This window comes from uncultured Gemmiger sp. (assembly GCF_934561205.1).
GTDB lineage: Bacteria > Bacillota > Clostridia > Oscillospirales > Ruminococcaceae > Gemmiger.
This window is the reverse complement of sequence record NZ_CAKTFU010000008.1, coordinates 50,271-62,069: the sequence shown is the minus strand read 5'-3', so window position 1 is coordinate 62,069 and position 11,799 is coordinate 50,271. Positions and strand designations below refer to the sequence as shown.

Here is an 11,799-nt window from a genome sequence, read left to right as displayed (position 1 = left end):
TTGCGCTTCAAGCGTTTCAACTTTTCCTGCCGTCCCTCTTGCAAGAACGCCGCAATTAGTGTATCATAAAAGAATAATGCAACGGCAGCGCCGCGCCCTGTCCGCCGCAACGGCGGGTCAAAACCTGCGGTACTGCCCGACTTTTTGGGGTGTAACACTATGGCAGAAGAAAAATTCTCGAACTTTTTGACGGATATCATCGACGCCGACCTCGCCGAGGGCAAGGTCGAAACCGTACATACCCGTTTCCCGCCGGAGCCGAACGGCTACCTGCACATCGGCTCCGCCAAGGCAATCTTCATCAACTATACCATCGCCAAGCACTATGGCGGCAAATTCAACCTGCGCTTTGACGACACCAACCCCGCCCGCGAGGGCGACGAGTACGTCCAGAGCATCCTGCAGGACCTGCACTGGCTGGGGGCAGACCCCAACGGCGGCATCTTCTACGGCAGTGATTATTTTGAGCGCTGCTACGAATGTGCCGAGCAGCTCATCCGCGAGGGCAAGGCGTATGTGGACGACCTGACCCGCGAGCAGATGCAGGAATACCGCGGCAGTGACGCCGGCAAGCCCAGCCGTCCCAGCCCGTACCGCGACCGCACGCCGGAAGAAAACCTTGACCTGTTCCGCCGTATGCGTGCCGGTGAATTCGCTGACGGCGAAAAGACCCTGCGCGCCAAGATCGACCTCGCCAGCCCCAATATGCAGATGCGCGACCCCGCCATCTACCGCATCAAGCACGTCAGCCATCACCGTCAGGGCGACAAGTGGTGCCTGTACCCGCTGTACGACTTTGCGCATCCCATTCAGGACGCCATCGAGGGCATCACCCACAGCCTGTGCAGTCTGGAATTTGAGAACCACCGCCCCCTGTACGACTGGGTCATCACCAACCTGTTCGGCGGCGAGTTCCCCAAACAGCGCGAGTTTGCCCGCCTGAACGTGACCAACACCGTGATGAGCAAGCGCTACCTGCGCGAGCTGGTCGAAACCAACATCGTTGACGGCTGGGACGACCCCCGTATGCCCACCCTGTGCGGTCTGCGCCGCCGCGGCTATACCCCCAGCAGCATCTTTACCTTTGTAAAAGAGGCGGGCATTTCCAAGTCCGACAACCTCGTGGATATGCGCCAGCTGGAGGCCGTTTTGCGCAGTGAGCTGGAGCTGAACGCCCAGCGCCGTGTGGCGGTGCTGGAGCCGGTCAAGCTGATTATCGACAACTATCCCGCCGATGCCTGCGAGTATTTTGACCTGCCCAACAACCCCAACCGCGACGCCAACGACACCACCACCCGCAAGGTCGCCTTTACCCGCGAATTGTGGATCGAAAACAGCGACTTCTTTGAGGTGCCGCCGCCGAAGTTCAAGCGCCTGACCCTGGGCAGCGAGGTTCGCCTGATGGGTGCGTACCTTGTGCGCTGCACCGGCGTGGACAAGGACGAAAACGGCAAGGTCGTGGCCGTACACGCCGACGCCGACCTCGAAACCCGCAACGGCAACCCCGCCGACGGGCGCAAGGTGCGCGGTACCATCCATTGGGTCAGCTGCGCCCACTGCGTTGAGGCAGAGATCAACCTGTACGACAAGCTGTTCACCGAAGCCAATATGAACAGCATCCCCGACGGCGCCGACTACAAGGATTACCTCAACCCCGAAAGCGTCACCGTGCTGCACGGTGCCAAGCTGGAGGAAAGTTTGCGTGACGCCCAGCCCGGCGAGCGTTTCCAGTTTGTGCGCAACGGCTACTTTACGCCCGACAGCAAGCACCCCGGCACCTACAACCGCATCGTGACCCTGAAAGACAGCTTCAAGCTGTAATACGATTTTCCGCCCGCACCGCAAGGTGCGGGTTTTTTAATAAATGTGCGCGGCGCGCACACCAAATCTAAACTCTCCACTCTTATAAATTAAAAGGATTCCGTCCATACTACCCCTGACTACAAAACGGGGGTGTGTACAATGAGTGATTTTTCCATAAAAACCGTGGTGGGGCGCGAAATTCTGGATTCGCGTGGGAATCCTGCCGTGGAGGCGGAAATCGTTCTGGAAAACGGCACGGTGGGCAGAGGCGCTGCGCCCAGCGGGGCATCGACCGGCGCGTTTGAAGCGTTGGAGCTGCGGGACAACGACCCCGCCCGCTACGGCGGCAAGGGCGTGACCAAGGCGGCGGCGAACCTGAACGGCTCGATACAGCAGGCGCTGCAGGGGCTGGATGCGCGGGATCTGTACGCCGTGGACGCGGCGCTGCTGGCGGCGGACGGCACCAAGGACAAGTCGCATCTGGGGGCCAATGCGATTCTGGCGGCATCGCTGGCGGCGGCGCAGGCGGCAGCGGCTGTCCAAAAAATGCCGCTGTACCGCTTTTTGGGCGGCGCGGCGGCAACCGACCTGCCTGTGCCGATGATGAACATCCTCAACGGCGGCGCCCACGCGGCCAACACGGTGGACGTGCAGGAATTTATGATCCTGCCCATCGGCGCGCCCACCTTTGCCGAGGCACTGCGTTGGGGTGCCGAGGTGTTCCACGCGCTGCAGGCGCTGCTGAAAGCCGACGGCTGGGCGACCTCGGTGGGGGACGAGGGCGGCTTTGCGCCCGATCTTGCCGGGGACGAGGACGCGCCGGAATATATCCTGCGCGCCATCGAAAAGGCGGGCTACCGCCCTGGCGTCGATTTTGTGCTGGCAATGGACGCCGCCGCCAGCGAGTGGAAAACCGACCGACCGGGTCACTACCGTCTGCCCAAAACCGGCAAAACCTACACCGCCGACGAGCTGATCGAGCATTGGCGGCAGCTGGCGGGCAGGTATCCCATCGTGTCCCTGGAGGACGGCCTGGACGAGGAGGATTGGTCGGGCTGGCAGCGGATGACGGCGGCGCTGGGCGGCAGACTGCGCCTGGTGGGGGACGATTTGTTTGTGACGAACACCGCCCGCCTGGCGCGGGGCATTGCCGAGGGCTGCGGCAACGCGATTTTGATTAAGCTGAACCAGATCGGCACGGTGACCGAAACGATGGATGCGATCAAGCTGGCGCAGAAAGCGGGGTTTGCGGCGATCGTTTCTCACCGCAGCGGCGAAACCGAGGACACAGCCTTGGCGGACTTGGCGGTGGCGCTGAACGCGGGGTTCATCAAGACCGGCGCGCCCAGCCGCGGCGAGCGCGTGGCGAAATACAACCGTTTGCTGCGCATCGAGCAGGAGCTGGGCGGGGCGGGGAGGTACGGAGAATAAATAAGAAATAATAAATAATAGATAATAAATAAGGTGTGCCCGCGGCGCGGGCACGTTTAATAAAAATATACCGCCCGCGGTTTTACGGTGATAACAATTTAACGGGTACTCCGTAGGGGCGGCATATATGCCGCCTGCAGCAGCCATCCCGGCAACGCAACCTAACGGGGTCACCCCGCGGGCGAGCAATGCTCGCCCCTACAACCAAAGGGATAACTGCAATAAAAAATCATTGTGCGGTAGGGGCGGGGCACGCCCCGCCCGCGACCTTGCGGTTGTAACAACATAACGGGTAAACCGCCTGTATGGCTTCCCCCAAAGGGGGAAGGCTTTGGCACGGCACACCGTATTTCAACTCTGACCACGCGCAAAAAAAGAACCCGAATGTTGCCGTGACAACAGACAAATCCCTACAAAAATGGTATAGTATGAATGGCCAAGACAAGATTCCCTTTGGCTGCAACAAGAACCTATTGCTTTTCTTCACGGGTTAGGGTATAATAACCTGCGGAAGAACGGACATTTCCGTTTCAACAAACACAGAGAGGTGCAAAATGACAGATTTCAAACAGTGGCAAGGCTTTGAAGGCCGCATCTGGAAAGAAGAAGTCAATACCCGCGACTTCATTCAGAAAAACTACCGCCCCTACAACGGGGACGAGAGCTTCCTCGCCGGCCCTACCGAGGCTACCGATAAGCTGTGGGGCGCTCTGCAGAAGCTGCAAAAGGACGAGCGCGCCAAGGGCGGCGTGCTGGACATGGAGACCGAGGTCGTTTCCGGCCTGACGGCCTACGGCCCCGGCTACATCGACCCCGAGCTGAAAGACCTGGAAAAGGTTGTCGGCCTGCAGACCGACAAGCCCCTCAAGCGTGCCTTTATGCCCTACGGCGGCATCAAAATGGCAGAGCAGGCCTGCACGACCTACGGCTACCAGCCCAACGAAAAGCTGCACGAAATTTTTACCAAATACTGCCGTACCCACAACCAGGCCGTGTTTGATGCCTACACCCCCGAAATGAAAAAAGCCCGCCACAGCCACATCGTGACCGGCCTGCCCGACACCTACGGCCGCGGCCGTATCGTCGGCGACTACCGCCGCGTTGCCCTGTACGGCATTGATTTCCTCATCCGCGAAAAGCAGAACGATTTCGCCAACTGCGGCGACGGCACCATGACCGAGGAGGTCGTGCGCCAGCGCGAGGAGATCGCCATGCAGATCTCTGCCCTGAAGGGCATGAAGGAGATGGCTGCCGCCTACGGCTGCGACATTTCCCAGCCCGCCGCCAACGCCCGCGAGGCGGTGCAGTGGCTGTACTTCGGCTATCTGGCTGCCATCAAGACCCAGAACGGCGCCGCCATGAGCGTGGGCCGCGTTTCCACCTTCCTGGATATCTACATCCAGCGCGACCTTGACAACGGCACCCTGACCGAGTCCGAGGCACAGGAGCTGATCGACCATCTGGTCATGAAATTCCGCATGGTCAAGTTCGCCCGTATCCCCAGCTACAACCAGCTGTTCAGCGGCGACCCCGTCTGGGCGACCCTCGAAGTCGGCGGCATCGGCATGGACGGTCGCTCCATGGTCACCAAGACCGACTTCCGTTTCCTGCACACGCTGGAAAATATGGGTCCCGCACCCGAGCCGAATATGACCGTGCTGTACTCCAGCGCGCTGCCCAAGACCTTCAAGGATTATGCGTCCAAGATCTCCATCGACACCTCCTCGGTGCAGTATGAGAACGACGACGTTATGAAGCCCGTCTGGGGCGATGACTACTCCATCTGCTGCTGCGTGTCTGCCACCCAGACCGGCAAGGAGATGCAGTTCTTTGGCGCCCGCGCCAACCTCGCCAAGTGCCTGCTGTACGCCATCAACGGCGGCGTGGACGAAAAGCTGGGCGAGCAGGTCGGCCCCGCCTATGCCCCCATCACCGCCGAGTACCTTGACTACAACGAGGTCATGGCCAAGTACGATGTCATGATGGACTGGCTGGCAGGGCTGTATGTCAACATCCTGAACCTGATCCAGTATATGCACGACAAGTACTACTACGAGGCTGCCGAGATGGCGCTGATCGACACCGACGTGCGCCGCACCTTTGCCACCGGTATTGCGGGCTTCAGCCATGTGGTCGACTCCCTGAGCGCCATCAAGTACGCCAAGGTCAAGTGCATCCGCAACGAGCAGGGTCTGGTCACCGACTACGAGATCGAGGGCGATTTCCCCAAGTACGGCAACGATGATGACCGCGCCGACGACATCGCCGTCGAACTGCTGCGCAGCTTCCTGGAGAAGATCAAGCGCCGCCACACCTACCGCAACTCCGAGCCGACGACCTCCATCCTGACCATCACCTCCAACGTCGTGTACGGCAAGGCGACCGGCGCCATGCCCGACGGCCGCAAGGCATACACTCCGTTTGCCCCCGGCGGAAACCCCTCCTACGGTGCCGAAACTCACGGTCTGCTGGCATCGCTGAACTCCGTTGCCAAGCTGCCCTACCACTGGGCGCTGGACGGCATCTCCAACACCCAGACCATCAACCCCGATGCGCTGGGTCACAGCGAGGGCGAGCGCGTCAACAACCTGGTGCAGGTGCTGGACGGCTACTTTGACCAGGGCGCCCACCACCTGAACGTCAACGTCTTTGGCGTGGAAAAGCTGCTGGACGCGATGGAGCATCCCGAAAAAGAGGAGTACGCCAACTTCACCATCCGTGTTTCCGGCTACGCGGTCAAGTTCATCGACCTGACCAAGGAACAGCAGATGGACGTTATCTCCCGTACCTGCCACAAGACGATGTAATATGCCCTGAACGGCGATTCTTACAGAAAAAGGTGCATCTATGTCAGATTCCACAATCGGTTACGTCCATTCGGTCGAAACCTTCGGCCTGGTGGACGGACCGGGCGTGCGGTATGTCCTGTTTTTGCAGGGCTGCGCCATGCGCTGCCAATACTGCCACAACCCCGAAACCTGGGCGTTCACGCGCGACAACGCCAAGACCCCGCAGCAGGCGTTCGATGCCGCGTACCGCTACCGCAACTACTGGCGCAGCAACGGCGGGCTGACCGTCAGCGGCGGCGAACCGCTGCTGCAGCTGGATTTCGTCAGCGAGCTATTCCGCCTGGCCAAGGCCAAGGGCGTACACACGGCGCTGGATACCTCCGGCCAGCCGTTCAACCCCGATGACCCCGCGTGGATGGCACGGTTCGACACCCTTTTGCAGAACACCGACCTGCTGATTCTGGACTTAAAAGAGATCGACCCCGTGCGCCACAGGGCACTGACAGGGCACGATAACGCCAATATTCTGGCGTTGGCACGTTATGCCGCGCAAAAGGGCGTGCCGCTCTGGGTGCGCCATGTGCTGGTGCCGGGGCTGACCGACGACGCCGACGGGCTGCGCGCGCTGGATGCGTTTATCCGCACGCTGCCCACCGTGCGCCGGGTCGAGATCTTGCCCTACCACACGCTGGGGCTGTTCAAGTGGCAGAACCTCGGCATCGACTACCCGCTGCAGGACGCCCGTGTCCCCACGGCCGAGGAGGTCGCCGCCGCCGAAGCGCTGCTGCACGTCAGCGAGTACCCCGACGCCCCGCAAAAGTAACCCGACCCGTATCCGAGCCGCATCGTCCCCAGACGGGGGCGGTGCGGTTTTTGGTTGGTTCGGGCAAAAAAAAGATTGACAAAATGCCGTTTTACGGCTATTATAAAGGTGTTCGCATCTTCTTCGGGGGACAAGGCTATGCAAAAAATCAGTGAGGAACTGCTGGCGCAGGCGCGCAGCGGGGACGAGACCGCCAACGCGGCTGTCATCGCCCACATGATGCCCGCCATACAAAAGGGTGCCTCGCTGTATCAGGCACCGGGTCTTGACCGTGAGGATATCGTGCAGGAAGGGCTGATCGGCCTGTTTTCGGCCGTGCGCAGCTACCGCCCCGCCGCTGGGGTGCCGTTTGCCGCCTTTGCCGCCGCCTGCATCCGCAACGCCCAGCAGGACGCCTGCAAGATGGCCCTGCGCAAAAAGCATGCGCCGCTGAATTTCAGCGTTCCGCTGCCCGACGTTGACGGCACCGATACCCGCCCCGGCCCCGAGGAACAGGCCATCGCCAGCGAGGCCTGCGCCGACGCCCTGCACAAGGTCCACACCGAGCTTTCGGCCACCGAGCGCAAGGTGCTGCTGGCCAGCGTCAACGGGCTTTCGCCCGCGCAGACGGCCAAGACCCTCGGCACAAGCCCCAAAAGCGTTGCGAACGCCTTGGCACGCGCCCGCCGCAAACTGCGCGGTACGCAGAGCTGAGCCTTTCTATTTTGGATTCAGGCGTTTTGCCTGGTCATATACAACCTGCCCCCAGTAGCGCCTAAAATCAGTTCGTTGGTCCATTCCATATGCGTTGGTTTAGATTCTTCCGCGGGCAAATACAAACACAGAGGAGATACCCACTATGTTCGAAGACAAGACTTTGGTATGCAAGGATTGCGGCAAAGAGTTCGTTTGGACCGCCGGCGAGCAGGAGTTCTACGCCAGCCGTGGTTTCGAGAACCAGCCCCAGCGCTGCAAGCCCTGCCGCGATGCCCGCAAGAACGCCACCCGCGGTGAGCGCCAGATGTTCGACGCCGTTTGCGCCAGCTGCGGCAAGACCTGCAAGGTGCCCTTCCAGCCCCGCGAAGATCGCCCCGTTTACTGCAGCGAGTGCTTCGCTAAGATGAAGGAGAACGGCTGATTTACCACGCTTTCGTGATATAAGCTAAACCTTATCTGCCGCGCTTTACGGTTTTTGCCGTAAGGCGCGGTTTTTTGTTGCACTTTTTCCCCGTTTGGGGTATAATAACAATGTATCGCCGTTTGCGGCACATACGCTATAAAAACATCAAGAGAGGATTCTTTTTATGATCGTCACGAAAGATACCATCATTGCCGAAATTCTTCAGAATGACCCCACGCAGGGCTGTGTGCCTATTTTCCTGGCCACCGGTATGCACTGCCTGGGCTGCATGGCCGCCCACGGCGAAACGCTGGAGCAGGCCTGTGCCGTGCACGGCGTGGACGCCGACGCCCTGGCTGCCGAGCTGAACGATTACTTTGGCAACAAGTAATGTGCCGCGGCTGGATGCCCGCCTCGGTGCTGCCTTTGCCTATGTCAGGCCTGGGCACACGGCGGCGGATATCGGCTGCGACCACGGCAAATTAAGCGCCGCACTGGCGGGCAGCGGACGCTGCCCGCTTGTTTTGGCTTGCGATCTGCGCCCCGACCCGCTGCAAAAAGCACGGCTGGCCTGCGCACAGTACGGCGATGCGGTGCAGTTTCGGCTGGGCAGCGGGCTTTCGGTGCTGCAGCCCGGCGAGGCGGACGACATCATCATAGCGGGCATGGGGGCGGAGACCATCATCGAAATTCTGGCGGCAGCGCCGTGGGTGTTCGATGCGCGCTACAACCTGGTGCTGGTGCCCGCCACCAAGCACAGTGTGCTGCGCCGCTGGCTGGCGCAAAACGGCTTTGCCACCCTGGGCGAGACCCTGTGCGAGGCTGCCGGACGGTGGTATACCGTCCTGAATGTACGCTACAACGGTGAAAAACGCGAGCCGACGGGGCTGGAATGTCTGTGCGGCAAAATTCCCGGCCAGCCGGGGGACAGGGCGTACTTTGCCCAGCAAAACGCCAAGCTGAAAAAATACCGTCTGGGCCTTGCCCCCGGCGCCGAGGCCGACGCGGTGGATGCCCTGATACAGCAGATGGAGGAACGGATATGCCCGTAGCCGTGCAGGAAATTTACGATACATTGCAAAAAATCGCCCCGACGGAGCTGGCCTGCAGCTGGGATAACGTGGGGCTTCTGGTCCACGCGGGCACACCCGTGACAGGCATTTTGACCGCGCTGGACATCACGCCCGCCGTGGTGCGGGAGGCAGTCGAGAACGACTGCGAGCTGATCGTCAGCCATCACCCCGTCATTTTTGACCCGCTGCGCCGTCTGGACAAGAACGATGTGCCCGCCATGCTCATGCAAAACGGCATTTCGGCCATCTGTATGCACACCAATCTGGACGCGGCGGCGGGCGGCGTCAACGATATGCTGTCCGACGTGCTGGGAATCCGGCGCGAGGGGCGCGAGTCCTTTGCCGACGGCTGCGGCCGCATCGGCACCACGATGCCCACCACTACGGCGGCGCTGGCACAGTTCTGCGCCAAGACCCTGCACAGCGGCGTAAAATTTGTGGACAGCGCCCGCCCCGTCACTCGTCTGGCGGAGGTCAGCGGCGGGGGCGGCAGCTATCTGCAGGCTGCCATCGATCTGGGCGCGGACTGCTTTGTCACGGGCGAGGCTGCCCACCACATCGCCCTGCTGGCCAAGCAGAAGGGGATAGGGCTGGTGGTGGCAGGGCACTGGGGCACCGAAAACGCCATTGCCGACGTGCTGGCGCAGACCCTGCGCGAGCATTTCCCCGCCCTGGACATCGCCCACGCTGAGAGCGACACCGACCCGTATCGGTATCTGTAAGGGACACAGGGTGCTTGTACTTTCTTTGGACGCCCAAAGAAAGTACCAAAGAAAGGCGCCGCTACTTCCGAGGCGCGGGGCACCGCCGAAAAATTCACCACCCGGTAGGGGCGGGGCATGCCCCGCCCGCAACATAACGGCAACGCGAACATTACGGGTAAGCCTGTATAAAAACGTGTCCGCACGGCGGACACACCAAATTTATTATCTATTATCTATTATCTTTTATCTATAAAAATCTCTCCCACCACGCGAGGAAACACTGTATGTCATTAGATGCCGCAACTCTTGCCCTTGTGGCAGAGGAACTGAAAACCACCCTGCTGGACGCCAAAATCGACAAAATTTTCGAGCCGACCCGCGACGAGGTGCTCATCACCCTGCGCACACGCACCGATACCCACCGCCTGCTGCTCTCGGCACGCAGCGGCTCGGCGCGCGTCTGCCTGACGCGCGAAACCTTTGAAAACCCCATGACGCCCCCCGGCTTTTGTATGCTGCTGCGCAAGCATCTGACCGGCGGGCGGCTGGTCGATTTGCGCCGCGAGGCGGGCGACCGCATTGTGTATTTTGATTTCCGCTGCACCAACGAGATGGGCGATCTTGTCACCAACACCATGGCCGTCGAGCTGATGGGCCGCTACTCCAACCTGGTTCTGGTGCAAAACGGACGCATCATCGACGCTTTGAAACGCGTTGACTTTGAGGACAGCGAGGTGCGCCAGCTTTTGCCGGGCCTTGCCTACACGCTGCCGCCCAAGCCCGCCCGCCCCGACTTTTTGCAGGTGAGCGCCGCCGCCATGGTGGCCGCCGCCTGCGAAAAAGACCTGCCTGTGGCCGCTGCACTGGGCAAATCGGTGGCGGGTGTCGGCCCCGTTGTCATGCGGGAGGCCGTCTGCCGCGCCTTGGGCGAAACGCCCGCGCTGGCGTGTGACTTGACCGCAGCCGAAAAAACAAAGCTCGCCGCCGCGCTGGACGAATTGAAGGCCGAGCACGCCGCCGGCGGCACCCCCACGGCGGTGCGCATCGCCCAGGGGGACGAGCCGCCGCGCCCGGTGGAGTTCAGCTTTTTTGTGCCGCAGCAGTACGGCACCGCCGCGCATCTGACGCAGTACGCGACCTACAGCGAAATGCTGGAGGACTACTACGCCACCAAGGACCGCGCCGAGCGTCTGCGCCAGAAAAGCCGCGAGCTGTATAAGGCGGTGCACAACATGCACGACCGCGCAGTGCGCAAGCAGGCAGCCCGACGCGAGGAGATGGCCCAGTCCGCCAAGGCGGACACCCTGCGCCTGTACGGCGAATTGCTGCAAGCCAACCTGTGGGCGATGCACAAGGGCGACCGTCAGGTCACGGTGCAGAACTACTATACCGGCGAGGATGTGACCATCAAGCTGGACCCGCGGCTTTCGCCCAACGACAACGCCCAGAAATATTTTAAGGACTACAAGAAAAAGCAGACCGCCCACGCCATGCTGCAAAAGCTGCTGGTCGAGGGCGAGGCCGAGATCGAATATCTGGCCACCGTGCTGTATGAGGTCGAGTCCGCCCCCGGCGAGGCCGCACTGAACGAGATTCGCGCCGAGCTGAAAAATCAGGGCTACTTAAAATACTACAAGCAGCGTGACCGCAAGCAGAAGCCTGCGGATTTTCTGCGGTATATGTCGGGCGACGGGTTTGAAATTCTGGTCGGCCGCAACAACCTGCAAAACGACAAGCTGACCCTGCACACCGCGCGCGGCAAGGATCTGTGGTTCCATGTGCAAAAAGCGCCCGGCAGCCACTGCGTGGTGATGAGCCGCGGCCTGGATATCCCCGATTCCACCAAGCAGGAGGCAGCCGAGCTGGCGGTCATCCATTCCAGCCAGAACGGCGGCGTCAAGGTCGCGGTGGACACCACCGAGGTCAAAAATATCTGGAAAGCCAACGGCGCCAAGCCCGGTATGGTTCTGTACGAGGTGTACACCACCGTCTATGTCACGCCCCGCGCCGGTCTGGAAGAACAGCTGAAAAAGTAAACGCCATACAAAAACAGCCGCGCCGCCCCAAAAGGGCGGCG

10 protein-coding genes are annotated in these 11,799 nt (G+C 61.0%); all 10 read left to right on the top strand.

All coding sequences use genetic code 11. The annotated features are described in order from the left end of the window. Window positions 1-159 precede the first annotated feature (159 nt). The 10 genes from Q0I19_RS06865 (at window position 160) to Q0I19_RS06820 (ending at window position 11,758) form a co-directional block, all read left to right on the top strand. Entirely contained in the window at window positions 160-1,821 is a 1,662-nt protein-coding gene (locus Q0I19_RS06865; RefSeq protein ID WP_294759798.1) for a glutamine--tRNA ligase/YqeY domain fusion protein, read from the top strand. A 141-nt stretch (window positions 1,822-1,962) separates the two neighbouring features. Further along, complete coding sequence (gene eno, locus Q0I19_RS06860) at window positions 1,963-3,234, top strand: phosphopyruvate hydratase (RefSeq protein WP_294759796.1); 1,272 nt, start codon at window positions 1,963-1,965, stop codon at window positions 3,232-3,234. Between the two features lie 554 nt (window positions 3,235-3,788). Next, window positions 3,789-6,041 (top strand): formate C-acetyltransferase, encoded by a 2,253-nt coding sequence (gene pflB, locus Q0I19_RS06855; protein WP_294759794.1) that lies wholly within the window; start codon window positions 3,789-3,791, stop codon window positions 6,039-6,041. A 40-nt stretch (window positions 6,042-6,081) separates the two neighbouring features. After that, the gene (pflA, locus tag Q0I19_RS06850; RefSeq protein ID WP_294759792.1) at window positions 6,082-6,846 is read left to right on the top strand and encodes a pyruvate formate-lyase-activating protein; all 765 of its coding nucleotides are present in this window, start codon (window positions 6,082-6,084) and stop codon (window positions 6,844-6,846) included. A 138-nt stretch (window positions 6,847-6,984) separates the two neighbouring features. Next, on the top strand, window positions 6,985-7,539 hold the full coding sequence (locus Q0I19_RS06845) for a sigma-70 family RNA polymerase sigma factor (protein ID WP_294759790.1): 555 nt from the start codon (window positions 6,985-6,987) through the stop codon (window positions 7,537-7,539). A gap of 145 nt (window positions 7,540-7,684) precedes the next feature. Further along, complete coding sequence (locus Q0I19_RS06840; RefSeq protein WP_294759789.1) at window positions 7,685-7,963, top strand: zinc-ribbon domain containing protein; 279 nt, start codon at window positions 7,685-7,687, stop codon at window positions 7,961-7,963. A 166-nt stretch (window positions 7,964-8,129) separates the two neighbouring features. After that, window positions 8,130-8,336 carry a DUF1858 domain-containing protein gene (locus Q0I19_RS06835; RefSeq protein ID WP_294759787.1) on the top strand — a complete coding sequence of 69 codons (207 nt, stop codon included), beginning with the start codon at window positions 8,130-8,132 and terminating at the stop codon, window positions 8,334-8,336. Next, window positions 8,323-8,997 (top strand): class I SAM-dependent methyltransferase, encoded by a 675-nt coding sequence (locus tag Q0I19_RS06830; protein ID WP_294759785.1) that lies wholly within the window; start codon window positions 8,323-8,325, stop codon window positions 8,995-8,997. The genes Q0I19_RS06835 and Q0I19_RS06830 overlap by 14 nt, the downstream gene beginning before the upstream one ends. Beyond that, window positions 8,988-9,740: a Nif3-like dinuclear metal center hexameric protein gene (locus tag Q0I19_RS06825; RefSeq protein ID WP_294759783.1), complete on the top strand. Its 753-nt coding sequence runs from the start codon at window positions 8,988-8,990 to the stop codon at window positions 9,738-9,740. Before Q0I19_RS06830 ends, Q0I19_RS06825 begins: the two co-directional genes overlap by 10 nt. 266 nt (window positions 9,741-10,006) lie before the next feature. Further along, window positions 10,007-11,758, top strand: a complete 1,752-nt coding sequence (locus tag Q0I19_RS06820; RefSeq protein ID WP_294759782.1) for an NFACT RNA binding domain-containing protein — start codon at window positions 10,007-10,009, stop codon at window positions 11,756-11,758. Window positions 11,759-11,799 lie beyond the last annotated feature (41 nt).